This window comes from Ruegeria sp. CF8 (assembly GCF_056537285.1).
In genome coordinates this window covers 184,560-209,168 of sequence record NZ_JBQFRG010000006.1, presented here as the reverse complement: position 1 = coordinate 209,168, position 24,609 = coordinate 184,560, and the positions used below count along the sequence as shown (strand labels likewise).

Sequence of the window (24,609 nt, the reverse complement as noted above, 5' to 3'; positions counted from 1 at the left end):
TAAGAACAAATGTAGGGGCCTGACTGCGGAGCCTGCCGATGCCTTACGCCCATTCCGACAAGACCCAACTGACCGCCGATGACGTGCGCGCCCGCCTGAAACTGGAAGGCGGCAAGCAGTTTGTGATGCACACCGAATTCAACCCGGCAGGCGACCAGCCGACGGCCATCAGGGAACTGGCCGGCGGCGTATTGGACGGCGAGCGCGATCAGGTTCTACTGGGTGCGACGGGGACAGGGAAAACTTTCACCATGGCCAAGGTGATCGAGGAAACCCAGCGTCCGGCGATTATTCTTGCACCGAACAAAACGCTGGCCGCGCAGCTTTACGGAGAGTTCAAAGGCTTCTTCCCCGAGAACTCGGTGGAATACTTCGTCTCTTACTACGACTACTACCAGCCCGAAGCCTATGTGCCGCGCTCGGACACGTACATTGAGAAAGAATCCCAGATCAACGAACAGATCGACCGGATGCGCCACTCGGCCACGCGGGCGCTGCTGGAACGCGATGACGTGATCATCGTGGCGTCAGTGTCTTGCATCTACGGTATCGGCTCGGTCGAAACCTACGGGGCGATGACGCAGGATCTGAAGGTCGGCAACGAATACGACCAGCGGCAGGTGATGGCCGATCTGGTCGCCCAGCAATACCGCCGCAACGATCAGGCGTTTCAGCGTGGGTCCTTCCGGGTGCGGGGCGATTCACTGGAAATTTGGCCCGCCCACCTTGAGGATCGCGCCTGGAAACTGTCGTTCTTTGGCGAGGAACTGGAACAGATCACCGAATTCGACCCCCTGACCGGCGAACGCGCCGCGACGATGGAGCAGGTGCGCGTTTATGCGAACTCGCACTACGTAACACCGAAACCCACGATGCAGCAGGCGATCATCGGTATCAAAAAGGAACTGCGCATCCGGCTGGACCAACTGGTGGGCGAAGGCAAACTGCTGGAAGCGCAACGTCTGGAACAGCGCACCAATTTCGATCTGGAAATGCTCGAGGCCACTGGCGTCTGCAACGGGATCGAGAACTACTCGCGCTATCTGACAGGCCGCGCACCGGGTGAGCCGCCCCCGACTCTGTTCGAGTTCATTCCCGACAATGCCATCGTCTTTGCCGACGAATCCCACGTCAGCGTTCCGCAGATCGGCGGCATGTATCGGGGAGACTATCGGCGCAAGTTCACACTGGCCGAACACGGATTCCGCCTGCCGTCCTGCATGGACAATCGACCCCTCAAGTTCGAGGAATGGGACGCCATGCGCCCGCAATCGGTCTTCGTCTCGGCCACCCCGGCCAAGTGGGAGATCGAGCAAACCGGCGGCGTTTTCACCGAGCAGGTCATCCGCCCGACCGGCTTGCTGGACCCCGAGGTCGAGATCCGCCCGGTCTCCATGCAGGTCGATGACCTGCTGGACGAAGTGCGCAAAGTTGCCGCCAATGGGTTCCGCACGCTGGTCACCACGCTGACCAAGCGCATGGCCGAGGACCTGACCGAATACCTGCACGAACAGGGCATCAAAGTCCGCTACATGCACTCGGATATCGACACGCTGGAACGCATCGAAATCCTGCGCGACCTGCGGCTGGGGGCATTCGATGTGCTGGTCGGCATCAACCTGCTGCGCGAGGGGCTCGACATCCCGGAATGCGGGTTGGTCGCTATTCTGGATGCCGACAAGGAAGGCTTCCTGCGGTCCGAGACCTCTCTGGTGCAAACCATCGGCCGCGCCGCGCGCAACGCCGATGGCCGGGTGATCATGTATGCCGACAAGATCACCGGCTCGATGGAGCGCGCGCTGAACGAAACCAACCGCCGCCGCGCCAAACAGCTTGCCTATAACGAGGAACACGGCATCACCCCCGAGACGGTGAAAAAGAATGTCGAGGACGTCCTTGCCGGTCTCTACGAAGGCGACGTCGACATGAACCGCGTCACCGCCACCATCGACAAACCGATGCACGGCGCGAATTTGGAAGCCCATCTGGACGGACTGCGCGAGAAGATGCGCAAAGCCGCCGAAAACCTGGAATTCGAAGAAGCCGCCAACATCCGGGATGAGATCAAACGACTGGAAGCGGTCGATCTGGCCGTCGCCGACGACCCGATGGCGCGGCAATGGGCGGTCGAGAAAGCCTCAGAGGATGCGGTGAAGTCGCGCGGACGGTCAACGGCTGGCAGGCCGGGGCAGCGGGGTGGGAATGTGAAGCGGCGGAAGCGGTAATGCGTCTTTAGTTTCTTGGAGTCAGATCATTTACTAGGTGACCGCACACTTTCAATTCATCTTCAAAAAAATCTTTCAGATGCTCTTCTTTTCCTGCTGCAAAATTGAGTTTGTTTTTGAGCGCGTATTGCTTCATTTCTTCAAACGAATTTTCAAAGTCAGAATACAAATCCCCTCCGCACCGACCATATTTCTTCCTGAATTCAATAATTCCATCCTTGAACGCAGGGAAATAATACTCAACATAGTAAGAGAAACTGGACCAGAATATGTCGTCTGGAATAGCCTTCGTTTTGTGATATGATGACACTTGCTCCCAAAAATCAGCAATGATCTGAGCGTTTCCGTCAAATTCCTTGTCACCATGAATCCAGCTTTTTGCCACCTCAGCGCGGGCTATTCTTATCTCCCTTCCCTCGAAGCGAGCTAAAATTGATTCCACTGTCGTTACAACGTTATTTCTCGCCTGCAATCGAACTTGCTTAAAAACGAAAATGGCCGTTGCAAGTACAATCACCGTTTGTAGGAGCGCCCAAAACCATTCGCTCCCTTTTCCGAACACCAACAACTCGCCAATCATCGCAATCTCACAGTTTCAAATGCCACGGCCAACAACCGCAATTCTCGGATTTTCTGAGTTAAAGGTATTTGGTTTTCGCAGATGAGTTAAGTAAAATCATCAAATAGTTGTTCATTTTGCGCAGGAAGGTTTTACCGTTTGTTCGGAAGCCGCCCAAACACATGATGGGGTAAAACCCATCCCGTACCCTCCCCCACCCCTCAAACTTGCACCCCAGCCCCCCTGGGCCTTGTTTTGCCCTGTTCGGCGGCTACATCCCCTCTCATGCGCGCAATCCTGATCTCTCTGATCCTTGCCACCCCGGTCTCCGCATGGGAGGCGACGGTAGGCAATATCTGCACGCTTTCGCATGACACAGGTGCCGCGACGATTTTCCTGACCTATGACCCGTCCGCGCCGCTCTATACGCTGACGGTTACTCGGAAAGATCAGGTCTGGGCTCAGTCCCCGTGGTTTGCCATGCGGTTCGAAGGGCGAAACCCCATCGAAATCGCCACCCCACGCCATGTCTTGTCCGACGGAGGATCTGCATTGACGGTGACAGATACCGGCTTTGGGAACGTGCTGGATGGGCTGGAGTACAACAAGGTCGCCTATGCATTCACGCAAGACGAGATCGCAGAGTTCCCCTTGAGCGATGCAGCACCTCAGGTACGTATCTTTCGCACCTGTGCAGGCACGCATTTGTCCTGACCGGTTTCCTTACGCGCTATGGCCGCACGAATTTGGCGTTACCGACCGCACGTTGTTGCGGCTCTGGGCGGCTTTCTGATTGCGCGGCCCGCGGTGCAGGCGCCTCGGCAAACTCGCAGGCAACGCCGTCTCCGTCCGGGTCATTGCGCGTGTGATACCCCGGCTGACCTTCGCGGAACGGCCCGATTCCCATGGCCTGCGTCGCGTCACACCCCGCCAGAGCGATCAGGTGGATCACGGCCTCATCCCGATTGTACTCGGACACCCGAATGAAAACGCCCACCGCGATCAGTACAGTCGTGAGGGGCAGTAACAGCACCATGACAAGAATGCGCACCGGAGACAGTGCCTGTCGGCGCGTGGCCTCGGCCCGCTGGTGCCGACGGGTTGATCTTGGGTTTAGGTCTGGCGTGTCCTGCGTGGGTTTCTTGAACAGCATGAATGGGTCTTACGATGGATATGTGGCAAAGCCTAGGCAATCGGATCGAAAGGTTGGCGGGCCACCGAATTACGCTTTAGTGTCACTGCCAAACCCTGATTGCGAGGTCTTGCCAAACCGTGACCAGTCCCTACCAAACCCCTGACGAAACGGTCCGCGCGCAGGCCAGAGAGCTTTTGGTGCAGGCGCAGTTTGCTGCGTTGGCTGTTTTGCACCCTCAGACGGGTTTGCCAACACTGTCCCGTATCGCGCTGGCTACGGACTCGGATGGCTGCCCTGTCACGCTGATTTCGTCGCTGGCCGAACACACCCAAGCCCTGAACGCCAATCCCAATGCTGCGCTGCTGGTCGGAGAGCCCGAAGACAAAGGCGACCCGCTGACACATCCCCGTCTGACACTTCACGTAGTAGCGCACTGGGTACATCGGGACGTGCCAGAGTATGCCCCGCTGCGCGAGCGGTATCTGAGCCTCCGGCCCAAGGCAAAGCTGTATATCGATTTCGCAGATTTCAGTTTTGTCAGGTTCGCCCTAAAGGATGGTTTGCTGAACGGCGGTTTTGGCAAAGCCTATCGCCTGACAGCAAGTGATTTCTAACGGTCAGCGCACCACATGCACAGCGCACCCAGCATGTCGCACGACATGTGAAGCAGTTGAGCCCAGCAGCAGATCTTGCATACCCGGCCGGTGCGACGCCATGATAATCAAGTCGGGAGTGTTGGCTTCGGCCCAATCCAGAATTGTGCGGCCAGAGTGCCCTTCGATCACCAATCCCCGCGCATTTGGCAACTGCGATGCCAATTCATCCAATTCCGTCTGAATCGCCTTGCGTGCTTCGGTCAGGTATTCGGGCGGCATGTACGAAATCGCATAGTTCGGAATATGCTCGACCACATGCAACAATGTCACCTGCGCGTCCGGTGTTGCCAACAGTTGAGCCAGTTTCAAAGGCCCGGAGGTGTCTCTTTCAGCATCGAATGAGATAGGGACAAGAATGTTGTGATACATAGTGTGAGCCTCCGTTTTGCAGGCTCACTTTGGAACATACTAATATTGCAGGCTTTGATTCAGGTCAGTAAATTCAGAATGTCTCGGCCACATCATACATGACCGGCTCAAAGCTTTTGCACAATTCGTTGATCTTGCGATTGCGGTCGCGCATCTCAGGCGTCCGCAACATGGCCAGAAAATCATCTCGGCGTTCCCATTGCGAGTAATTGGCGATTCGGGTCTGCGCATCGTTCACATGCAACCCTGCAGACACAAATCCCGGCTGTTTTGAGATGAATTCAGCATAGGCATCGGTCAAGGCTTCCAAAAGGTCCTGACAAGTGCCCGGCGTCATTTCGAAAGTTGTGATAACTGTTTGAACACTGGCGTCTTTGGCGATTTTCGGCATCGGGATTCTCCATTTGCTTTCCTTAGCCTAGCACACTGAAAACAAACGTCGCCAATTTCCTGAAGTCTCGACAAATTGCCCCTGTTACAGCCTAGTGAGTAAGCCGCCCTGTTCAGGGCGGCTTCTGCTGTCGTCAGTTGTCCATCCGAATCAAAGCGGTTACTTCGCCTTTAACCTGTTCAGGCCATCTCAGGATCAAATCTGCACCAAGAGCGCCCTGCTCGGTCAAAACGTGAGGCGTCGCAAAGATATGGTTGTTAAAGACCCCTGTAAGCCCTCCAAGAACAGTTACGCTATCGCAACTGCGAGCTTTACCGTTGAACGGCAGATCACCGTTCGACAAAACCGGCCAATAACTTGCAACCGAGTTTTGCCAGCGCCGGACTCTGAGTGGATGCGCAGATTTCCTGGTAACGCCGTGATACGTGTTGTTTTGAAACGTCACGTTCGTGTGCCTGTTGTTGTTGAGATCCGCAAAGGATGTGTCCACCCTTTCTGCTCGGTCTATCGAACCGCTAGTGGCACGGAACTTGTTGCCTGTTACAGCCAATCCATTCAGGAAATGACCAGCCCCATAAGGCCGCACGACGATGTAGCTGAACCAAGATGGGGCCTGGCTTGAATAAAAGATGTTGTCCGTGATGCTCATGGCACTGAACGAGAAACCACTGGTGTATGTGGGCAGCGGATCCCGTTCATTTGTCCACTCGATAGAGCAATTATCGACATAGTTCTCAGCAATGGTGGAACTGTTATAGGTACCAATCATGATCAGCCCTGCGGTGCGAACACCTTGGGGTATGCCGTCACCCTGAAAAAAGTGATTGCCCAGAACCATGTTGTTGTCGCCACCCAGAACCGCGAAGTGTTTGAAACGCACCGCGTGGTTGTGCCTCAATTTCACGTCGTTCGAATTGGTGTTCAACCCAATCGAGGAACGATCCGTTACAGGGAAGGACTCTTCCGCGGAAAGGAACTGACAATTGTCGATCAGCATACCTTTGCACCCTGTAGCAATCGACGTGATCCCACGGTCTTTTGGGCGGCTGACAAAACAATCCTTCAACTGAAATGTGCTGCCCGAAGCCGCCAGCCGGATGCCGCTGCATCTGCTGTTGCATTGGAACTCAATCTGCTCCATGCCGAACTTGCGCAGGGTGTTAAACCCGCTGAAATCCAGAAGATACTTGAACGCGTGAAACGTGAACGTCTGAGTGCCCGACGCGTTGTAGATAGGCGCGTTCAGGATGATCTCGCCCGCTCCGACGTTTTTCGAACGCACGTAGATTTCACGCCCGACACCACTGCCTTGCACCAGGGAACCGACCGGAATATTCGCAACATTAGCCACATTGGTCAGCCTGTTTTTGTCCGACGGATCATAGGTTGCAACAGACGTGAAAGTCTCGGTGTCCCAAGCTGTGCTGCTTTTAACGTCGAACTGACCATTTCGAATTACCCGGCGGGTCGAGAAGCCACTTTGTTTGTTTGGAACCGCCGCAGCCATATCTATCGGGGCCGTTACGGAAATCTTGCGGCCACCCAAATCAAGCGATTCATGATCCGAGTTGTTCAGCAACGCCTGAAACGCTTTTTTGAAAGCCAGTTCTTCATCCCCAAAAGCCGCTATATAGCTTGGCAGGTGGAAGCCTTTGGTTAGCAACAGCATCTTGTCATCCGGCATCGTAACGGTGCCTTCAAACTCCATCTCAGAGGCCATACTGGTGTTTTCCGCAAGGTGATATGTGCCCTGCGGAACGTAGACCCGGCGCCCGCCAGCGGCCTGATCTGCGGCCTCAAACGCGGTGGAGTCGTCCGTAACACCATCACCGACCGCGCCATAATCCCGAACGTCCACCAGACTGATCATTTCACGAAGGAAGACATTGGTGACATCGGCGATCTCAAGATCATCCACGCGCACCAGGGCACCATTGGCCCCTTCGATGTCCAAGCCGAAATGCCCGTACAATGCGGCAAGACCCCAAGGCATATCCACACCCGGACGCTGACCAGTACCGACAATTGCCGTGATTTCATGCACTGACCCATAGCCTGATAACTGAGTTGCCGGACCCTGCTCCACAACGCCTGCGACATGTGCATCCCCTGCGCCTCCGGCCCAAGCGGCAATTCGCACCGAAGGTAATGGTCCACTAATCGCTTTGACACGCGCTTTGATCTGCAGATAACAGCCGGGCAATATCGGCGTCTGCCCCATATAGCGCAGCTGCTGCGTGGTGTTCACTTTCAGAATCTCAAGACAGCCACCAAAATCCGCATCCGACGGAGCGAAAACTCCGGTTCCAGACCCGCCGTAAGTGGGTGAGCCGGGCGTCCCGTCCCCGGCAGACCAGACTGTCAAGCCATTCGCGAATTGAGGTGGCATGAACACAATGCCGTCAGTGATTGCCTTGTTCATTGAAATCCCTTTCTCAATCGCGTCGCGCAGATCATGCGACGCGTCCAAACCCCGTGTTCAGGTCAACCCCGAACGCGAAAGTCTGGATACCGAAAGGGAATTAACCGCGGCTCATCTCACCGTGACGGTGGTGTTGCCTCAAGCCGCAGGGTCAGCGTTACCCAACAATTGAACGCCATTTATTTTCCAACCACCTTCCAAGGGGATCATTTGATAGTCCAAAATGTGAATGCGCCCATCGCCGTCGGTGATCATGACTTTCTGCCACAATGACCCGGCAACCTCGCGCAGTTCCAGAAAGCGTACATCAGCAGGTCGCCAAACCATGGGATACCCATTACGGACCATAGCTCCAAAGTTGTCTGGATTTTGGAAAAGACGCTGAATGTTGGGGCTGGCAAAGGTAAAAGCCGTCGCGAAATCATCTGCTTTGAAGGCTTGTATCTGCGCCGCGATGTTCGCTTCGATCTCGGAACTTTGAGCATACGCCCCCGACACCAGTCCGGCACTCAAGGAAAGAGCAAGCAATAATCGACGCATGGGGCCACCTCCTGCAGTTAGGGTAGCCCCAGACCTGTTCAGGTCAAATCAGACCAGCTCTCCGGCCAGCGCTTTGTCGATCAGCGCAATCGTCTCGGGCACACCATACAGCGCAATGAAACCTCCGAAACGCGGGCCTTGCGACGCGCCAAGCAGCACTTCGTAAAGGGCTGTGAACCAGCCGCGCATCGGGTCGAACCGCTCGCGCCCGATCGAGTAGACCACCGACTGCAGCGCCTCATCCTCAGTGGGGCCATCAAAGGCTTCAAGCGCAGCCTTCAGTGCCTCCAGTGCCTCGCGCTCCTGAACCGTCGGTGCGCGGTGCTTGCGCGTCGGTTTGACGAAGTCGTTGAAATAACGCACAGCGAACCCAGCCGCCTGATCCAGGTCAGGGTGGCTCTCGGCCGTTGCGTCGGGCGCATAGCGGCGAATAAAGCCCCATAGCGTTTCTTTGTCCTCCGCCCCTGATACGGATGCGAGGTTCAGCAACATCGCAAAGGGCACGATCAGCGTCGATTCAGGAACGTCGCCGCCGTGGATGTGCCAGACAGGGTTGTTCAACTGTGCCTTCAGATCCTGTCCAGGATAGGCCCGCAATTGCTGATGATACTCATCATAAGCTTTCGGGATCACATCAAAATGCATCCGCTTGGCCGTTTTAGGCTTCTGATACATGAAATACGCCAGCGACTCGGTCGGCGCATAGGTCAGCCATTCGTCAATCGACACGCCATTGCCGGACGACTTCGAAATCTTCTGACCGTTCTCATCCAGAAACAGCTCATAACTGAAATGCTCGGGCGCACGTCCACCCAGCGCACGACAGATCGAGTCATAGATCTTTTCGTTCGTCGCATGCTCTTTGCCGTACATCTCGAAATCGACACCCAAGGCTGCCCAGCGCGCGCCAAAATCCGGCTTCCATTGCAGCTTCACATGGCCCCCGGTGACGGGAACGGTCCATTCCTTGCCGGTCTCATCGTCAAAGGTCACGGTATATGTCTCAGCACAGACCTTTTTCATCGGCACATACATGACCCGCCCGCTTTCAGGGTGCAGCGGCAGGAAAATCGAATAAGTCTGTTGACGCTCTTCACGCAAACTCTTGAGCATGATCGACATGATCTCATCATAGCGTTCAACCGCACGTTTGAGGATTTCGTCAAACTGCCCAGACTCGTAGAACTCCTTGGCCGAGTAAAACTCGTATTCAAACCCAAAGGTGTCGAGGAACCGCCGCAGCATCGCGTTGTTATGCGCGCCAAAGCTGTCATATTCACCAAACGGATCCGGCACCGAGGTCAACGGGCGCTGTAAATGCTGCTCCAGAACCTCCGGATTCGGCACATTGCTGGGCACCTTCCGCATCCCGTCCAAATCATCCGAGAAACAGATCAGCTTGGTCGGAATGTCGGAAAGCGCTTCGAACGCACGCTTTACCATTGTGGTCCGAGCAACCTCACCAAAGGTGCCGATATGCGGCAGACCCGAAGGGCCATAACCGGTTTCAAACAGCACATACCCCTTTTCCGGAGCACCTTTCTGGTAGCGTTTGAGCAACCGGCGCGCCTCTTCAAAAGGCCAGGCCTTGGACGACATCGCGGTTTCACGCAGTTCAGACATTTCAATGTGCTCCATCGGGAAAGGTGCCCTGGTTGCCCCATGCAACCGGACCGGCCCCTCCTATTGTGCCAGTGCAGCATGAGTCAATAAAGCAGTCGCCCGTTTCCTGCCATAACTGACCAGAAACCGGTGTTTCTCTATGCTCAAAGGGCTAAAGTCTCCCGCACTGCTCCGAATACTCGAACGCTGTCTTCAAAAGGCCCGAGACGCAGGTTTCACAGCTCAGCCTTACTGAAGCCACAATGATGGGGTGATCATACTCTCCGAAACAAAAAAGACACGGGCCGCACGCTCTGGTTTAGCCTGCATATTTCACGGGCTTCTCAGGCCATGTATGACTAGGGCGAGATCAGGGACCTTCCCGGACCAGAGGACAAAAGATGCGACGCGAAACCACCAATCTGATCCGGTTTGTGCTTGAAGACATCGTGCCGCCAATCTTGCGCGACAGCGCCGCCTTTCACTGGCTGGCACGGCGGGTCTGGGGGGAACATATCACCCGGCTAGCGGCATTCCGTGAACGCGCGCCTTTTCTGACAGACGAAGAATACGAAACCCTGTATCGCGACCATCCGCGCGTTCATGACGGAACCGACAATTCCGAAGCCTGCATAGATCGGATTGCCAAAGACATCGTGGGCGACAGCATCTGCGATGTCGGTTGCGGCACTGGCGTTCTTCTACAGCGTATCCGTGCCCAGCGCCCAGACATAGCCGCCATGACCGGCGTTGATTTTGTGGTCGATGATGCGGAAGCTCTGGACAACATCACATATGTCGCCGCGCGGATCGAAGATCTGCCCTTTGAAGACAAAAGCTTCGATACCGTTATCTGCACCCATGTGATCGAACATCTACTCGATTACCGCCAAGCGATTGCGGAACTGCGCAGGGTCGCGCGAAAGCGCGTCATCATAGTGGTCCCGCGTGAGCGAGAATACCGCTACAGCTTCAATCCGCATTTCAATTTCTTCCCCTACACCCACAGCTTTTTGCGCGCTGTACATCCCAGCCCCAGCGTACATGTTTGCGAAGATATCGGTCGCGACATCTACTATTGCGAAGATCGCCCCGTGGATCAAACCAACGAAAAGCCCGTAAAGGACCAGGCGGCATGAGCGCCACCGCTCCAACGGTTCTGATCTGGACAGGCTTGCTGCTGACACCTGTCATGATTTCGGCCGGTCAGGTGTTGTTCAAGCTCGCAGGCGGGCGGATCGACGGGCGCGACGCCACAGGCTTAGTGGGCGTGATGCACACCCTCTTCGACCCCTTTTTGCTTGTCGCACTTGCGATCTACGGGTCCGCAACGATCCTTTGGATTTACGTCCTCAGACATGTGCCCCTGTCGCAAGCATATCCGTTCATGGCGCTTAGTTTTGTACTGGTTCCACTCGCGTCGTGGCTATTCTTCGGCGAAACGCTGGGGCTGCGTTATTGGATTGGGGCCGGGCTCTTACTGAGCGGAATGGCGGTGATGAATACCTGACCGGTTCGACCTGCCGCACAAACACGGCAAAACAAGATGTTGAACCTGCCCTGCCCCCCTTCTATCCTGCGCCTTTGAAGAACCCCAAGCAGGATGCACCGAATGACCGAGCAAGTTCCCCACCCGATGTCCCCACAGGATTGCCTTGTGGCGATCATGGTTGCGATTTCGGCATCTGACGAGACGATCCGAACCGCTGAACTGGTCAAGATCGAAGTGGCGGTAAACATGCTGCCGGTCTTCGCCGGGTATGATATTGACCGGATGCGCCATGTGTCACAGATCGTGTTTGATCTGTTTGAACAGGAAGATGGGTTGGATGCTCTGTTTGGCCTGATCCGCGACAACCTTCCTGAGCGGCTGAACGAAACAGCTTATGCGCTGGCCTGTGATGTTGCCGCCGCAGACGGATCGCTGGCCGAGACCGAGCTGCGTTTGCTGGAAGAAATCCGGTACGAGCTAAGCATCGACCGCCTGCACGCAGCCGCGATTGAACGCGGAGCCCGCGCGCGTCACGCGGTCTGACGACGGCGTCATCGGGTTTCACGGCTTAACTACCATATAGCGAGCCCCACCGTTCAAGCAGTGCGCGTTGCAGCTTTCGCGACCTTCGGTTCCAGCTGCGCGCGCCCTCCGGACGTTCACGCTGAGCACGTGGTATTTTAGCGCGTTTCGCCACGTCTGCTGTGAAAATGGCAAATGCCAGATCGACCCCGTCTGATGTTGTCAGGAAGCCGCCCAGCCCGGAAACAAAGTTCAGTGTCCCGGTCTTGGCGTCAACCTTTACTGGATGGTTTTTGACGACCCGACCATTCCGATCAGTCAAGGCAAAAGGCTTCATTAAGGGGCGCAATATCCCCGACTTCTGTGCGACCACCAAGGCCGAAACAAGATCTGCGGGCACAATGCGCGAAGCATCACCAAGACCGGAATGATCGACCATGGCAATACCGTTTACACCAAAGCTCTCAGTCGCCCATCGGTTCATCTCGGCTGCCGACTCTGCCAAGTTCCCGGGATAGACACCCCGTGCCTTAGTCGCAGCCATTCCGACCATCTCTGCCGTCAGATTGGTCGAGTATTTCAGCATACCACGCAGAATACTCTCCAATGGATCACTGCGATGCACCACAAGGTCTAACCCCTGCGGTCTCTCTCGTGTCACCTGCACCCGTCCCAGCACGATCCCGTTTGACCGCGCCAAGGTTCGGAACACATCCCCCGCATAAAGCGCGGGTTTACGCACCGGCAACCAGCGGGCACCGCCATTCCCCAACGCACCTTTGGCCACCGTCCAGCGATCCTGCCGCGCACTTGGCTGATAGGTATAAATCGGCAGGCTTCGGCTCTCGACGCGCATCGAGGCTACATCCACCGCAGGAACATAGCGTGCACTGCGCGCGTCCATGCTGACGTCATATCCTTTGCCCGCGCGTTTCCACTCAAAGTGCACACGGTTGAAATTCAACGAAATCCCGCTGACGGCAGGGCTGTAACCCACATGATCCGGCTGCCCGGGGTCGATGCTGAACACAAATGGCAGCGCGCCGTCATAGACCTTGAATGCACCGCGCACCTCGGTAATCCCGGCCTCACGCAGATTGGCCGCCATCGTGGCCAGCGCATCCGTGTCCAACAGTGGATCCCCACCGCCCACCAGGATTAAGTCACCATGCAGAATGCCGTTTTCGATCCGACCATCTGCCACCAAACGGGTTTCAAACCGGTGATCCGCGCCCAGAACATCCAGCGCATAAAGCGCGGTCAACGCTTTGCCGACACTGGCAGGCGGCAAGGCGGCCCCATCGCCAAACACCTCCAGCTGCGCCCCGGTCGCCACATCTGCAACCGCAAATACAACCTCGCCCTTTAGTCCAGCGGCAGCCACCAGACGCTCGGCCCCGCTCAACGGCACCCCGCGAATTTGCGGCCTGAGAGAAACCAGAGGTGCTTGTGCAAGACCCGCTGCCGGGATCAGAGACGCACCCAATCCCCCCAGAAAAACACGACGTGAAAAACGACCAGCCATAGCTGAATTAAAATCCCACAGAATAAAATCACACAACCTCTCATTGAGATTATGCGCCCATAGGGGCTATTCCGGCAACACTTGTGCGCGCCACTCTCCGCGTGTCCGGATTTCGGTCGAGCTGACATCGACCATCGGTACATTGACGAAACACCAGGCCGGGGCCTGCGCGCGGCCCAGCAGATGCCGCGCCTGCCCGTCGATCCGGTATTTCGCATAAAGCCGCGCCGCAGGTGACATCCGCGCCGAAATCCGATCCCCCGGCCGCGCCACCACACCCACAGGCACGCTATCCATGATCAGCCGCCAGTCTTTCCATTTGTGGAACTGCGCCAGATTGTCAGCCCCCATCAACCAGACAAACCGAACCTGCGGATACAGCCGCCGAAGCGCTGCCAGAGTATCCGCCGTCGCCCGCGTACCTGTAAGCGCCTCGATATCCGTCACATCGACCTTCGGGTGCTGCATCACAGCTTTCGCGGCTTGCAGCCGCCGTGCCATCGGGGCTGGCCCATGCTCCTTCAAAGGATTGCCCGGCGAGACCAGCCACCACACCCGATCCAGCCCAAACGCCTTCATCGCTTCAAGCGTTACATGCACATGCCCCCGATGCGGCGGATCAAAAGACCCGCCGAACAGACCAACGACCTGTCCGGGCCGCACATATGGAATATGGCACCGCTCCATCCCCTGCTGATGTTCAGAACTCGGAGGGGTTGTCAATCAACAGGTTGCACCGCATCACCCAACCGGACCCGTCCGGAGTGGAGGACTTCGGCACACCAGCCCCCATGCCCGCGCACGGCAGAATATCCGCCCTTGCCCAACACCTCCTCCATCCGGCTGCATGGCGCGCAGATCACAGTAAAGCGCAGAATGGCCTCGCCCACCTGCACCTCACGCCCCTTCAGCGCTGCCAGGTTAATGCCCGACACCACCAAGTTGCGCCGCAAGATTTCAGGCGCAATCGGCCCCAGCCCGAGATACGATCCTATCGCCGCCAGATGCTCCTGCTGGATCAGCGTCACCGCCCGTTTGCCCGCACGGCTGCGGTCGCCATCGAGACCATGGGCCGAGATCGTGGCCACATCCACAACCTCCATCCCAGCCCGCCTCTCGGGCCGCTGACCGATCCAATAAACGCACCCCGGCTTAGCCCAACTAGCTATGAGGTCTCCCAAAGACATTCAGAGCACCAAATCAGGTAAAAAACGGATGATGATCAACGCGACGGTAACATCCATTGCCACTGACCAAGCTGATCGCCAAAAAAACCGACGGTAAGCTACATCTGCAAGGCTGTTGTGCGACTTCGGAGCTGGAGGCGCTGGCATCATTTTGTCAATGGGCCGAATTGGTTCTTGGTATATTTTCGAACGTGCACGCGACGCATCCCAATGGAACTTCTTCAGGCGGAATATCAAAAAAAGAATCCATCCCAACCCAACCAGACCGGTGGTGAGTTCAATAAATCGCTCTAAGTCCACTAAACTCAACCTTTCATCTAAGGAAATGGCAACGATCCACTTGGAAACGGACTGGCCCTATCTTTATCCAACCACAAAACGTCCTTTCAACCTCTCTTTCCAAGCGTTCCACCATCCGCTATCACACCGCCCAACCCAATTTCCCCTACCCAGAGGACGCGACATGGCCGCCTATCAATATGTCTACCACATGCAGGGTGTCTCCAAGACCTATCCCGGTGGCAAGAAGTGCTTTGAAAACATCCACTTGAGCTTTCTGCCCGGTGTGAAAATCGGTGTCGTCGGCGTCAACGGCGCGGGTAAATCGACGCTGATGAAAATCATGGCCGGCCTCGACACCGATTTCACTGGTGAGGCTTGGGCGGCCGAGGGCGCCAAGGTCGGTTATCTGCCGCAGGAACCGCAGTTGGATGAATCGCTGACCGTCCGCGAAAACGTCATGCTGGGCGTGGCCGCGAAAAAGGCCAAGGTCGACCGCTTCAACGAGATCGCCATGGAGATCGCCGAAAACTACTCGGACGAGCTGATGGAGGAGATGACCACCTTGCAAGACGCGATCGACGCGGAAAACCTGTGGGACCTCGACAGCCAGATCGACGTCTCGATGGAGGCTCTGCGCTGCCCGCCGGACGATGCCAAAATCGCCAACCTCTCGGGTGGTGAGAAACGCCGCGTGGCGCTCTGCAAACTGCTGCTCGAAGCGCCCGACATGCTGCTCTTGGACGAACCGACCAACCACCTGGACGCCGAGACCATCGCCTGGCTGCAACAGCACCTGATCGACTACAAAGGCACCATCCTGATCGTCACTCACGACCGTTATTTCCTGGATGACATCACCGGCTGGATCCTGGAACTCGACCGCGGCCGCGGAATCCCGTACGAGGGCAACTATTCCGCATGGCTGGAACAAAAAGCCAAACGACTGGAGCAGGAAGCCCGCGAGGACAAGTCCAAGCAGAAGACCCTGCAGCGTGAATTGGAGTGGATGCGTCAGGGTCAAAAGGCCCGTCAGGCCAAATCCAAGGCCCGGATTAACGCCTATAACGAACTGGCCGAGCAGTCCGAACGCGAAAAGCTGACCCGCGCCCAGATCGTCATCCCCAACGGCCAGCGCCTTGGTGGCAAGGTGATAGAGGTCGAGGGCCTGTCGAAACATATGGGCGACAAGCAACTGATCGAAGGGCTGGATTTCGCCCTGCCCCCCGGCGGCATCGTCGGCGTCATCGGTCCCAACGGTGCGGGTAAATCGACCCTGTTCAAGATGCTCACCGGTCAGGAACAGCCCGACAGCGGCACCATCACGCTGGGCGACACGGTCGAGCTGTCTTATGTCGACCAGTCCCGCGATGACCTCAAAGACAACGACACCGTGTGGGAAGCGATCACCGGGGGTGCCGAGATCATTCAGCTGGGCGACGCACAGGTCAATTCCCGCGCCTATTGCTCGTCGTTCAACTTCAAGGGCGGCGACCAGCAGAAAAAGGTCTCGCTGCTGTCAGGCGGTGAACGCAACCGCGTCCACATGGCCCGCCTGTTGAAAGAGGGCGGCAACGTCCTGCTGCTCGACGAACCGACCAACGATCTCGACGTCGAAACCCTGCGCGCGCTGGAAGACGCGCTGGTCGATTTCGCCGGTTGCGCTGTTGTGATCTCACACGACCGCTTCTTCCTCGACCGGATTTGTACGCATATTCTGGCGTTTGAGGGTGACGCCCATGTGGAGTGGTTCGAGGGAAACTTCGAGGACTACGAAGAGGACAAAAAGCGCCGTCTGGGACCGGACGCGCTGGAGCCCAAGCGGTTGAAGCATAAGAAGTTTGCGCGGTGAGCAATTTGCTGTAGTTGTTGACTATGGACCTACTTGGTGTTTTTGATCGGCTTTTTTCAGTACTTAGCGCGCTCGCTACCGGGCGCCTGGAGCTTCGAATTGTGAGTCTCATCCGAAACCTTCTGAGAGATTCTGAGTACACAAAAAGAAGATTTGAAACTATTCGTGATGCGATTGGGCTCGATCACTATTCCAAGCACCCAGATGAATTGCGTAAATTGATTTTGATTGCGGGCGGTGTTAGGTACACTGACTCAAATGGTCAGGAGTTGTGGGGACTACCTAAAAGAAACAAACATGAGAAGACTGCACGGTCAGGCTCTAGATCAGGAGCTAAATTACCGTTGCTAATAGCAGTTGTTCTTGCAACAGTATTTCTCGTGCGAGTTTGGGTCGGTAGTTCTCCCTGCAGTGCTGATTTTGCTTCAATGTCGTCACAAGAACTTAGTGAATTTTCAGTTGAGGATCTCAAAAAATGTGGCGTCTTGTAATTTTTAGCTCTATATTTCTGTACTTTGCCAAAATGACTTCTCTACTGTCGGCCGCTGATCTGTCTGTTTGCAGTGCCCTAAATACGGATGACCACAACGATTTGTCACGGGCGATCGAATGCGTCTCAGAGCTATCAAACCAATTAGAGATAGATGGGTGTGATGATATTGAACCAAACGAACGCGGAAGTGTAATTAAGGCGACTCTTTGCTCAGCGCGAATAGTAGGTGCATACGAAAAATTGGATTCTTCGAAAGCCAAATTGAATGATCAAGCTACAGCGCAACTTGCAAACAAGAACAACCAAATATCTGCGCTACAATCTCAACTTGCCAATGTGAAAGTTGCTGCCTGGCACACCTTCTCAATAGGTGAATATGACAGACCAGCTTGGTTCCGTCCGCGTCACTATTGTTACCATGATGTAGATGCAGAAGCAAAAAAACTCTGCGGTGGGAGAGAGCCTCACGTCAATAGAGTGTCGACGCGATCTGGAGATAAATGCGGCTACTCAGCCTTTGTCGTGGCGTGCATTCAAAAATAGCAAACGTGAGATGGGTGCTCGCACCCATCACTCCTCAATTATCCAAAATCAAACCACCTCAAATGATGGGTGAAATCACCCATCCTACGGTTCCCCGAACGCCCCTTCGGTGATGCCACCACTCCAATCCGGACCAATTCGACCCGCACGAATATCGCGATGGATTGACGAATACGGCCAATAGGTTGGATGTTCCACCAACCCATGTTTAACCGGATTACCCCAACAATATGCCATGTGATTTCGGCAATCTCGTTGATCGCGTACAACATGTTCCCAAAACCGGCGTTGCCAAATACAGCGCTTCTGCTTGGCGATCTTCGACCGGCTTCGTGGACCGAACTCCGCCGCGGCTCGCACAAACCGGCTTTTGATAAATCGCCACCGCGTCGAATAATCCGCATCACCCGGCGGCAAAGTCCAAACCGCGTGGATATGATCCGGCAACACAACAAACGCGTCACACCAGAACGGTCTTTCTCTCTGCGTCACGGCGAACGCGGCACGCAAATGCGCCACGTCTTTCACCAACGAATCCGATGATCTGTCGGCCAAAGATACGGTAAAGAAATATTTCGCTCCGGGTATTCGAACGCGTCGGTAGTTGCTCATGCCCGCATCCTGCCGCACGCATGGCCACCAAACGGTTAACCAATTCCACCCTTGCCACAAAGCCACCCCAATGCCATATCCAAAGGGCTTACGTTTTTCTATTTCGACCCACTGTCTCCTTTTACGGCGCTCAGTCTATCGATCCAGACAACGACGCCAGGCTGCCGCATCCACGTGGGCAGCACCAAACAGGAGACAACGGATATGCCCGCAGGCACCGTAAAATGGTTCAACACAACCAAAGGCTACGGCTTTATCGCACCCGAAGATGGCGGCAAAGACATCTTCGTTCACATCTCGGCTGTTGAACGCTCGGGCCTGACCGGTCTGGCCGACAACCAGAAGGTCACGTATGAGCTGCGCGCTGGTCGTGACGGCCGTGAAAGCGCCGACAACATCCAGCTGGCCTGAGCAAGTCAAAGGGTAAGGCGTGGCCTTGCCCTTTCCTTCCTGCTCGCCTGCGTGGCGACAGAAACACATCACGACCACGTGATGTTTGCCCCAGAATTGACCAAATATCATATCATACTGAAACTGTTCTTAAGTTTCATTGGTCTTTCGATGAGGGTTTTCGATGTTTACACGCCGTGTTTTTCTGGCCGGAACAGCTGCCAGCCTGTTGCCGGGAATCGCCAGCGCCAAAAAAGCGGTCGAGTATGATCCGACACCGCAATTCGTGCGCATCAAGAAGCAATTCGTGCCCGGGCAGCTTCTAGTCGCCCCCCGCTCGTTCTATCTTTACTACGTGACTGAGCCTCGCAAAGCGATCCGCTATGGTTGTGGGGTCGGCAAGGCGGGATTGGAATTCACCGGATCCGCGACCATCGACGTGAAAAAGGAATGGCCAACCTGGCGCCCCACCGATGAGATGATCGAACGTGACCCGGTGGCCTACGCAAAATTCAAGGACAATGACTATGTCCAACCCGGTGGCGGAGATAACCCGCTAGGCGCTCGGGCGCTGTATCTGTTTCAGAACGGTGTCGATACGTATTTCCGCATCCACGGCACAACGCAGCCGCAAACCATTGGTCATGCAGTGTCAAACGGGTGCGTCCGTATGCTGAACGAACATGTCATTGACCTATACAATCGCGTCCCAATCGGAACAGTGGTCACGGTCGTCTGATAAAGTCAGGGGGCCGCTGTCTGCCCCACAAGCTCCAGAACGGACGGGCCCAGCGCATCCACGATCCGGGCGACCCCTTCTGCGTTTGGATGAATGCCGTCGGCCTGCATGAACTGCGACACCGCGCCGGGATCACCCTCGGCTGTTAGCCCTTCAAAGAAACTGCTGACAAACAAGGCTCCAAACTTCTGGGCCAATTCGGGATATATGGCGTCAAAAGCCTGCTTGTACTCGGCCCCATAGTTGCCGGGGGCCTGCATACCGATGAGCAGCACGGCAACATCTTCTGCCCGTGCAACCTCAAGGATTTTGCTCAAATTGGCCCTCGATACGGCAGGATCGATCCCGCGCAGTACGTCGTTTCCACCCAAGGCAACGATCATTCCATCCACGTCCGGTGTCAGGGTCCATTCCACCCGCGCGGCCCCACCCGCCGTTGTGTCACCCGAGACACCGGCGTTGATCACCTGCACATCTGCTCCCTGACCCTCAAGCCAACGGTCAAGCTGTGGAACAAACCCGTCTTCTTCCACCAGCCCATAGCCTTGCGTCAACGAGTCCCCCATGGCGGCAATCACCACTTGCTCGGCTGTGGCCGTGAAACCGCAGAAGATAAACAGACCTGTCATCAAAGCCTTGCGCAATGAGGTGATCGCTCCATATCCCAAATGACCGCTCCTGAATCGGGTAAACCCATGACATCTGCTGTTCTCACTCTCCAAAATGCTGCTTTGTCACTGGATGGCAATGCCGGACGGGTCGATATTCTGCATGACATTACGTTGTCTGTGACCAAGGGTGAGACACTCGGCCTGATTGGGCCGTCCGGGTCGGGCAAATCCTCGCTGCTGATGTTGATGGGCGGGCTGGAACAAGCCACCAATGGGCAGATCACCGCGCTGGGTCAGGACCTGACCAACATGGACGAAGACGCACTGGCCCGCTTTCGACGCAACAACATGGGCGTTGTGTTTCAGAACTTCCACCTGATCCCGACCATGACGGCGCTGGAGAACGTGGCAACTCCGCTGGAGTTGGCCGGTGAAAAGGATGCGTTCGACCGTGCCGCGGCTGAGCTGGATGCTGTTGGCCTATCGCATCGGCGCGATCATTACCCGGCACAATTGTCGGGTGGTGAACAGCAAAGGGTGGCTCTTGCGCGTGCCTCTGCACCGCGTCCCAAGATTTTGTTGGCTGATGAACCGACCGGGAATTTGGATGAAACTAACGGCGCCGCGATTGTCGATCTGCTGTTTGGACTGCGCCAGAAATACGAAGCAACCCTGGTTCTTGTCACACACAGCCATTCCCTGGCGGAACGCTGTGACCGGGTCGTTCGTTTGCGCGATGGACGGATCGCCGAAGAAACCCTGCAGGAGGCCGCCGAATGAGCCTGCGGCTGGCGGGGCGGCTCGCCCGTCGCGAATTGCGCGGTGGCTTGCGCGGATTTCGGATCTTTTTGGCCTGCCTGGCCCTCGGCGTTGCCGCCATCGCAGCCGTCGGGTCGGTTCGGCAAGCCATTCAAACCGGATTGGCGCAGGAAGGTGCTTCGCTTTTGGGCGGCGACGCCCAGCTTGAGTTCACTTATCGCTTTGCAGATGAGACCGAGCGTGACTGGATGGAGCAAGCGTCAGAGCAGGTCTCTGAGATCGTCGATTTCCGTTCGATGGCTGTTGTACCCCGTGCCGACGGACCGGAGCGCGCGCTTACCCAGGTCAAGTCCGTCGACACTGCGTACCCCTTGATTGGTTCAGTTGAGCTTGAGCCAGACATCACGCTGGATGACGCCTTAAGCGGCGCATCCGGTTTGCCCGGAGCGATCATGGAGCGCGTGCTGATCGACCGGCTAGGGCTGGCTGTTGGTGATCGCTTCAAGCTTGGTACACAGGAATTTATCCTGACAGCTGCACTGGTGAACGAACCTGACAGCGCGGCAGATGGGTTTGGCCTTGGACCGCGCACATTGGTACGAACCGAGGCGCTACAAACGTCTGGGTTGTTGGAGCCCGGCACTCTGTTTTCGACCAAATACCGTTTGAACTTGCCAGACACGACCGTCCTTGCCGACATCTCCGCCGAAGCTGACAAAGCATTCGACGGCACGGGAATGCGATGGAGTGATGCGCGTAATGGCGCCCCGGGTATTTCGGAGTTTGTCAGCCGCCTCAGCGCGTTTCTGGTTCTTGTTGGCCTTTCTGGCCTTGCCGTAGGCGGTATCGGAGTTTCTGCCGCCGTACGCGCGTACCTGACTCAAAAAACGGAAACCGTTGCGACCCTGCGCACCTTGGGGGCGGACCGCGCCACGATTTTTCAGACCTACATGATTCAAATCGGCGTGCTGTCAGTCATCGGGATTGTCATCGGCCTGGTACTGGGTGGGCTGGCTCCGCTGCTTCTGGCGCCTCTGTTGGAAAGCCAGTTGCCGGTTCCGGCAGTATTCTCGCTTTATCCGCAACCACTGATTGAGGCCGCAATCTATGGGCTGCTTACTGCGTTTCTGTTCACACTCTGGCCCTTGGCCAGAACAGAAGACGTGCGGGCCGCAACCCTGTTTCGCGATGCGCTGAGCACGGCCCGAGCGATCCCACGCCCGATCTACGTCGTTGCCACAGGAATTGGACTTGTGCTGCTTGTCACCGTTGCCGCCTGGTTCAGCGGATCCACTCAATTGACCCTTTGGACAAGCGGCGGGCTTGTGGGCGCGTTGGTTTTGCTGACCCTCTCAGCCTATGCCATTCGCAAACTAGCCCGGGCTGGTGCTCCTCTGGCAAGAGGCCGTCCAGCGCTACGATGGGCCTTGTCCGCCATTTCAGACCCGCGTGAGGGCGCAGGTTCGGTGGTTCTGTCGCTTGGTCTGGGCTTGTCCGTTCTGGCTGCAGTTGGACAGATCGACGGCACGTTGCGCAACGCGATCTCAGGTAACTTGCCAGATGTTGCGCCCTCGTATTTCTTCGTCGACATCCAGAAGGACCAGATGCCAGGCTTTACTGATCGCCTGACCTCGGACCCTGCTGTCAGCCGCATTGAAAGCGCGCCAATGCTGCGCGGGATCATCACGCAGATCAACGGCCGCCCTGCCCGTGACGTGGCTGGCGATCATTGGGTGCTCGAAGGCGACCGTGGTGTCACCTATTCTGCCCAACCTCCGGCAAACGCAAATGTAACCGACGGGGAATGGTGGGCCGAGGATTACTCGGGCACGCCCCAAGTCAGCTTTGCCGCTGAAGAAGCCGCCGAAATGGGCCTACAACTTGGCGACCAACTGACCGTCAACATCCTTGGTCGCGACATAACGGCAGAACTGACATCATTGCGCGAAGTGGATTTCTCGACCGCAGGCATGGGCTTCATCATGTCGATGAACCCCTCCGCCCTGTCCGGAGCGCCGCACAGTTTCATCGCCACTGTCTATGCTGAAGAGCAGGCCGAGGCCGCCATCCTCAGGGATCTCGCAGGTCAGTTCCCGAACATCACAGCCATTCGCGTGCGCGACGCCATCGACCGCGTTTCGGGCCTGCTGGCCGGTATCGCCGCCGCCACATCTTACGGCGCAGGTGTGTCTTTGCTAACCGGATTTTTGGTCTTGATCGGAGCCGCAGCAGCGGGCGAACCTGCCCGCAGATACGAAGCGGCAATCTTGAAAACCCTTGGAGCCAACCGGGGCCGCATCTTACGCAGCTTTGGTCTGCGCTCTGTCTTACTGGGGGCCGCCGCAGGCTGTGTTGCCTTGCTGGTCGGCATTCTGGGCGGCTGGGCCGTTGCCACCTACATTTTCGAGACGGATTTTGCGGTCATCTGGTCTTCGGCGTTGGGCATTGTTCTAGCCGGCATCGGCGTCACACTTTGCGCAGGTCTTGCCTTTGCGTTGCGCCCGCTTTCGGCCCGGCCAGCTCGCATCTTACGCGCCAGCGACTGAGTTCAGCGCACACAGGCCACGGGCTGCAGAAGCTTCAGCAACGGATCGTTGTCGCAGACCAAGGCATCCAGCGAAACATCATCGAGAGAAGCGTAAAACACCTCGGCCGCGTCTTGCAGCGCAAGCCGCAACCGGCAGGCATCCGTCAAGGGGCAGGTATTGTCAGCATCCGCAAAACACTCGGCAATGGGCAAGGCCCCTTCGACATGCCGGAATACAGCGCCGATCCGGATTTCTTCCGCCGGGCGCGCCAGGGACATGCCGCCGTTGCGGCCCCGCTGCGTGCTCAGATAGTTCAACTGGCTCAGTTGATTGATCACTTGTGCCAGATGATTTTCCGAGATGTTGCACACTTCGGCGATCTCCGCCTTCGTGACCAACCTGTCCGGGTGCGCTGCGCAATACATCAACAGGCGCACAGCGATATTCGTCCGTTTGGTAATCCGCATGAGGGCCTCCCTGAATTCAAGATGCAGCCTTATTGCATGTCCGGGAAAAAAGCGGTTTGACATACATCAATCGATCAAAAGGACGCCTTATCCATGCCTGACCCCTATTTCTTTGGCTATGGCAGCCTTGTGAACCTCGCCACCCATGACTTTCCCGACCCGCGCCCCGCGAAACTGAAAGGCTGGAAACGGGCGTGGCGCCATACCGATCTGCGCCCGATCGCGTTCCTGACCGCAATTCCCGACCCCGAGTCCGAGATCGAAGGCATGATCGCCCATGTACCTAAAAACGACTGGGCCGCACTGGATCAGCGGGAATGGGCCTATGACCGGGTTCCGGCAACGAATTCGATTTCACACCCCCTGACGCATGATGTCGAAATCGCGGTTTATGCGGTGCCTCATGACCGACACACCGCGCCCAGCAATCACCATCCCTTGCTGCTCAGTTATATCGACGTTGTAGTGCAGGGATACCTGAGGGCGTTTGGACAAGACGGTGCAGACCGGTTCTTTGCCACAACCGACGGCTGGGACGCGCCCGTTGTGAATGACCGGGCCGAGCCGAAATATCCCCGCCACCAACAGCTCAAACCTGACGAGACAGCATTTGTAGATGACCGACTGGAGCGCGCATCGGTAAAGATCATCCAGCCGCACCAACAAAAAGAGGCAGACGATTTGCCTGCCTCTTTCAAATTCTAAACTTAC

The 24,609-nt window shown here is 56.5% G+C and carries 26 protein-coding genes; 13 read left to right on the top strand and 13 right to left on the bottom strand.

Translation table 11 applies throughout. The features are described from left to right. The first annotated feature begins 38 nt into the window (after positions 1-38). Positions 39-2,225 (top strand): excinuclease ABC subunit UvrB, encoded by a 2,187-nt coding sequence (gene uvrB / locus ACR0EV_RS15410; protein WP_171184090.1) that lies wholly within the window; start codon positions 39-41, stop codon positions 2,223-2,225. Positions 2,226-2,232: 7 nt separating this feature from the next. On the opposite strand, the gene ACR0EV_RS15405 is transcribed toward uvrB, so the two are convergent. After that, the gene (locus ACR0EV_RS15405) at positions 2,233-2,805 is read right to left on the bottom strand and encodes a hypothetical protein (RefSeq protein WP_480800890.1); all 573 of its coding nucleotides are present in this window, start codon (positions 2,803-2,805) and stop codon (positions 2,233-2,235) included. Positions 2,806-3,069: 264 nt separating this feature from the next. Here ACR0EV_RS15405 and ACR0EV_RS15400 point away from each other — a divergent pair, with 264 nt between their 5' ends. Next, positions 3,070-3,498, top strand: a complete 429-nt coding sequence (locus tag ACR0EV_RS15400; RefSeq protein WP_480800889.1) for an excinuclease ABC subunit B — start codon at positions 3,070-3,072, stop codon at positions 3,496-3,498. A gap of 16 nt (positions 3,499-3,514) precedes the next feature. Here ACR0EV_RS15400 and ACR0EV_RS15395 read toward each other — a convergent pair whose 3' ends face one another. Beyond that, positions 3,515-3,937: an excalibur calcium-binding domain-containing protein gene (locus ACR0EV_RS15395; protein ID WP_480800888.1), complete on the bottom strand. Its 423-nt coding sequence runs from the start codon at positions 3,935-3,937 to the stop codon at positions 3,515-3,517. A 119-nt stretch (positions 3,938-4,056) separates the two neighbouring features. Between ACR0EV_RS15395 and ACR0EV_RS15390 the strand changes: the two genes are divergently transcribed. Further along, positions 4,057-4,533 (top strand): HugZ family pyridoxamine 5'-phosphate oxidase, encoded by a 477-nt coding sequence (locus ACR0EV_RS15390; RefSeq protein ID WP_480800887.1) that lies wholly within the window; start codon positions 4,057-4,059, stop codon positions 4,531-4,533. A gap of 3 nt (positions 4,534-4,536) precedes the next feature. Here ACR0EV_RS15390 and ACR0EV_RS15385 read toward each other — a convergent pair whose 3' ends face one another. From ACR0EV_RS15385 to ACR0EV_RS15365, 5 genes are all read right to left on the bottom strand, one after another. After that, entirely contained in the window at positions 4,537-4,944 is a 408-nt protein-coding gene (locus ACR0EV_RS15385; RefSeq protein ID WP_480800886.1) for a universal stress protein, read from the bottom strand. 73 nt (positions 4,945-5,017) lie between these two features. Beyond that, a complete protein-coding gene (locus ACR0EV_RS15380; RefSeq protein WP_480800885.1) occupies positions 5,018-5,335 on the bottom strand; it encodes an antibiotic biosynthesis monooxygenase family protein in 318 nt (105 codons plus the stop codon). A gap of 133 nt (positions 5,336-5,468) precedes the next feature. Next, a complete protein-coding gene (locus tag ACR0EV_RS15375; RefSeq protein WP_480800884.1) occupies positions 5,469-7,757 on the bottom strand; it encodes a glycosyl hydrolase family 28-related protein in 2,289 nt (762 codons plus the stop codon). Between the two features lie 138 nt (positions 7,758-7,895). Beyond that, positions 7,896-8,297, bottom strand: a complete 402-nt coding sequence (locus tag ACR0EV_RS15370; protein WP_480800883.1) for a DUF4864 domain-containing protein — start codon at positions 8,295-8,297, stop codon at positions 7,896-7,898. Positions 8,298-8,345: 48 nt separating this feature from the next. Further along, positions 8,346-9,920, bottom strand: a complete 1,575-nt coding sequence (locus tag ACR0EV_RS15365; RefSeq protein WP_480800882.1) for a lysine--tRNA ligase — start codon at positions 9,918-9,920, stop codon at positions 8,346-8,348. A gap of 380 nt (positions 9,921-10,300) precedes the next feature. Between ACR0EV_RS15365 and ACR0EV_RS15360 the strand changes: the two genes are divergently transcribed. The 3 genes from ACR0EV_RS15360 to ACR0EV_RS15350 all read left to right on the top strand — a co-directional run bounded on the left by ACR0EV_RS15360 (position 10,301) and on the right by ACR0EV_RS15350 (position 11,934). Next, positions 10,301-11,038, top strand: a complete 738-nt coding sequence (locus ACR0EV_RS15360; protein WP_480800881.1) for a class I SAM-dependent methyltransferase — start codon at positions 10,301-10,303, stop codon at positions 11,036-11,038. Further along, on the top strand, positions 11,035-11,409 hold the full coding sequence (locus ACR0EV_RS15355; protein WP_480800880.1) for an EamA family transporter: 375 nt from the start codon (positions 11,035-11,037) through the stop codon (positions 11,407-11,409). The genes ACR0EV_RS15360 and ACR0EV_RS15355 overlap by 4 nt, the downstream gene beginning before the upstream one ends. Before the next feature lie 102 nt (positions 11,410-11,511). Further along, a complete protein-coding gene (locus tag ACR0EV_RS15350) occupies positions 11,512-11,934 on the top strand; it encodes a tellurite resistance TerB family protein (protein WP_171093520.1) in 423 nt (140 codons plus the stop codon). Positions 11,935-11,959: 25 nt separating this feature from the next. Here ACR0EV_RS15350 and dacB read toward each other — a convergent pair whose 3' ends face one another. The 3 genes from dacB to ACR0EV_RS15335 all read right to left on the bottom strand — a co-directional run bounded on the left by dacB (position 11,960) and on the right by ACR0EV_RS15335 (position 14,541). Next, a complete protein-coding gene (gene dacB, locus ACR0EV_RS15345) occupies positions 11,960-13,438 on the bottom strand; it encodes a D-alanyl-D-alanine carboxypeptidase/D-alanyl-D-alanine endopeptidase (RefSeq protein WP_480800879.1) in 1,479 nt (492 codons plus the stop codon). Positions 13,439-13,504: 66 nt separating this feature from the next. Beyond that, positions 13,505-14,125, bottom strand: coding sequence for a nicotinate-nucleotide adenylyltransferase (locus ACR0EV_RS15340; RefSeq protein ID WP_480800974.1), 621 nt, complete (start codon positions 14,123-14,125; stop codon positions 13,505-13,507). A 32-nt stretch (positions 14,126-14,157) separates the two neighbouring features. After that, on the bottom strand, positions 14,158-14,541 hold the full coding sequence (locus tag ACR0EV_RS15335) for an MOSC domain-containing protein (RefSeq protein WP_480800878.1): 384 nt from the start codon (positions 14,539-14,541) through the stop codon (positions 14,158-14,160). Between the two features lie 547 nt (positions 14,542-15,088). Between ACR0EV_RS15335 and ettA the strand changes: the two genes are divergently transcribed. Together ettA and ACR0EV_RS15325 are read left to right on the top strand one after the other, a co-directional pair. Next, entirely contained in the window at positions 15,089-16,756 is a 1,668-nt protein-coding gene (ettA, locus tag ACR0EV_RS15330) for an energy-dependent translational throttle protein EttA (RefSeq protein WP_480800877.1), read from the top strand. Positions 16,757-17,231: 475 nt separating this feature from the next. Continuing rightward, entirely contained in the window at positions 17,232-17,792 is a 561-nt protein-coding gene (locus tag ACR0EV_RS15325; RefSeq protein WP_480800876.1) for a hypothetical protein, read from the top strand. A gap of 84 nt (positions 17,793-17,876) precedes the next feature. On the opposite strand, the gene ACR0EV_RS15320 is transcribed toward ACR0EV_RS15325, so the two are convergent. Then, positions 17,877-18,404 carry an REP-associated tyrosine transposase gene (locus ACR0EV_RS15320; RefSeq protein ID WP_480800875.1) on the bottom strand — a complete coding sequence of 176 codons (528 nt, stop codon included), beginning with the start codon at positions 18,402-18,404 and terminating at the stop codon, positions 17,877-17,879. Positions 18,405-18,608: 204 nt separating this feature from the next. Here ACR0EV_RS15320 and ACR0EV_RS15315 point away from each other — a divergent pair, with 204 nt between their 5' ends. After that, positions 18,609-18,815 (top strand): cold-shock protein, encoded by a 207-nt coding sequence (locus ACR0EV_RS15315; protein WP_171093536.1) that lies wholly within the window; start codon positions 18,609-18,611, stop codon positions 18,813-18,815. 163 nt (positions 18,816-18,978) lie between these two features. Next, positions 18,979-19,533 (top strand): L,D-transpeptidase, encoded by a 555-nt coding sequence (locus ACR0EV_RS15310; RefSeq protein ID WP_475192487.1) that lies wholly within the window; start codon positions 18,979-18,981, stop codon positions 19,531-19,533. Between the two features lie 5 nt (positions 19,534-19,538). Here the strand turns inward: ACR0EV_RS15310 and ACR0EV_RS15305 are convergent, their stop codons facing one another. Next, positions 19,539-20,201 (bottom strand): arylesterase, encoded by a 663-nt coding sequence (locus ACR0EV_RS15305; protein ID WP_480800874.1) that lies wholly within the window; start codon positions 20,199-20,201, stop codon positions 19,539-19,541. A 27-nt stretch (positions 20,202-20,228) separates the two neighbouring features. On the opposite strand from ACR0EV_RS15305, the gene ACR0EV_RS15300 reads away from it, so the two are divergent. Further along, positions 20,229-20,924 (top strand): ABC transporter ATP-binding protein, encoded by a 696-nt coding sequence (locus ACR0EV_RS15300; protein ID WP_480800873.1) that lies wholly within the window; start codon positions 20,229-20,231, stop codon positions 20,922-20,924. Then, positions 20,921-23,449: an ABC transporter permease gene (locus ACR0EV_RS15295; RefSeq protein ID WP_480800872.1), complete on the top strand. Its 2,529-nt coding sequence runs from the start codon at positions 20,921-20,923 to the stop codon at positions 23,447-23,449. Before ACR0EV_RS15300 ends, ACR0EV_RS15295 begins: the two co-directional genes overlap by 4 nt. A 2-nt stretch (positions 23,450-23,451) precedes the next feature. On the opposite strand, the gene ACR0EV_RS15290 is transcribed toward ACR0EV_RS15295, so the two are convergent. Then, complete coding sequence (locus ACR0EV_RS15290) at positions 23,452-23,898, bottom strand: RrF2 family transcriptional regulator (protein WP_171184054.1); 447 nt, start codon at positions 23,896-23,898, stop codon at positions 23,452-23,454. A 93-nt stretch (positions 23,899-23,991) separates the two neighbouring features. On the opposite strand from ACR0EV_RS15290, the gene ACR0EV_RS15285 reads away from it, so the two are divergent. Further along, entirely contained in the window at positions 23,992-24,603 is a 612-nt protein-coding gene (locus tag ACR0EV_RS15285) for a gamma-glutamylcyclotransferase family protein (protein WP_480800871.1), read from the top strand. Positions 24,604-24,609 lie beyond the last annotated feature (6 nt).

Coding starts and splice junctions, on each gene's coding strand:
- uvrB (WP_171184090.1), top strand. CDS start 39: ATGCCTTACGCCCATTCCGACAAGACCCAACTGACCGCCGATGACGTG.
- ACR0EV_RS15405 (WP_480800890.1), bottom strand. CDS start 2,805: ATGATTGGCGAGTTGTTGGTGTTCGGAAAAGGGAGCGAATGGTTTTGG.
- ACR0EV_RS15400 (WP_480800889.1), top strand. CDS start 3,070: ATGCGCGCAATCCTGATCTCTCTGATCCTTGCCACCCCGGTCTCCGCA.
- ACR0EV_RS15395 (WP_480800888.1), bottom strand. CDS start 3,937: ATGCTGTTCAAGAAACCCACGCAGGACACGCCAGACCTAAACCCAAGA.
- ACR0EV_RS15385 (WP_480800886.1), bottom strand. CDS start 4,944: ATGTATCACAACATTCTTGTCCCTATCTCATTCGATGCTGAAAGAGAC.
- ACR0EV_RS15380 (WP_480800885.1), bottom strand. CDS start 5,335: ATGCCGAAAATCGCCAAAGACGCCAGTGTTCAAACAGTTATCACAACT.
- ACR0EV_RS15375 (WP_480800884.1), bottom strand. CDS start 7,757: ATGAACAAGGCAATCACTGACGGCATTGTGTTCATGCCACCTCAATTC.
- ACR0EV_RS15370 (WP_480800883.1), bottom strand. CDS start 8,297: ATGCGTCGATTATTGCTTGCTCTTTCCTTGAGTGCCGGACTGGTGTCG.
- ACR0EV_RS15365 (WP_480800882.1), bottom strand. CDS start 9,920: ATGTCTGAACTGCGTGAAACCGCGATGTCGTCCAAGGCCTGGCCTTTT.
- ACR0EV_RS15360 (WP_480800881.1), top strand. CDS start 10,301: ATGCGACGCGAAACCACCAATCTGATCCGGTTTGTGCTTGAAGACATC.
- ACR0EV_RS15355 (WP_480800880.1), top strand. CDS start 11,035: ATGAGCGCCACCGCTCCAACGGTTCTGATCTGGACAGGCTTGCTGCTG.
- ACR0EV_RS15350 (WP_171093520.1), top strand. CDS start 11,512: ATGACCGAGCAAGTTCCCCACCCGATGTCCCCACAGGATTGCCTTGTG.
- dacB (WP_480800879.1), bottom strand. CDS start 13,438: ATGGCTGGTCGTTTTTCACGTCGTGTTTTTCTGGGGGGATTGGGTGCG.
- ACR0EV_RS15340 (WP_480800974.1), bottom strand. CDS start 14,125: ATGGAGCGGTGCCATATTCCATATGTGCGGCCCGGACAGGTCGTTGGT.
- ACR0EV_RS15335 (WP_480800878.1), bottom strand. CDS start 14,541: ATGGAGGTTGTGGATGTGGCCACGATCTCGGCCCATGGTCTCGATGGC.
- ettA (WP_480800877.1), top strand. CDS start 15,089: ATGGCCGCCTATCAATATGTCTACCACATGCAGGGTGTCTCCAAGACC.
- ACR0EV_RS15325 (WP_480800876.1), top strand. CDS start 17,232: ATGTGGCGTCTTGTAATTTTTAGCTCTATATTTCTGTACTTTGCCAAA.
- ACR0EV_RS15320 (WP_480800875.1), bottom strand. CDS start 18,404: ATGAGCAACTACCGACGCGTTCGAATACCCGGAGCGAAATATTTCTTT.
- ACR0EV_RS15315 (WP_171093536.1), top strand. CDS start 18,609: ATGCCCGCAGGCACCGTAAAATGGTTCAACACAACCAAAGGCTACGGC.
- ACR0EV_RS15310 (WP_475192487.1), top strand. CDS start 18,979: ATGTTTACACGCCGTGTTTTTCTGGCCGGAACAGCTGCCAGCCTGTTG.
- ACR0EV_RS15300 (WP_480800873.1), top strand. CDS start 20,229: ATGACATCTGCTGTTCTCACTCTCCAAAATGCTGCTTTGTCACTGGAT.
- ACR0EV_RS15295 (WP_480800872.1), top strand. CDS start 20,921: ATGAGCCTGCGGCTGGCGGGGCGGCTCGCCCGTCGCGAATTGCGCGGT.
- ACR0EV_RS15290 (WP_171184054.1), bottom strand. CDS start 23,898: ATGCGGATTACCAAACGGACGAATATCGCTGTGCGCCTGTTGATGTAT.
- ACR0EV_RS15285 (WP_480800871.1), top strand. CDS start 23,992: ATGCCTGACCCCTATTTCTTTGGCTATGGCAGCCTTGTGAACCTCGCC.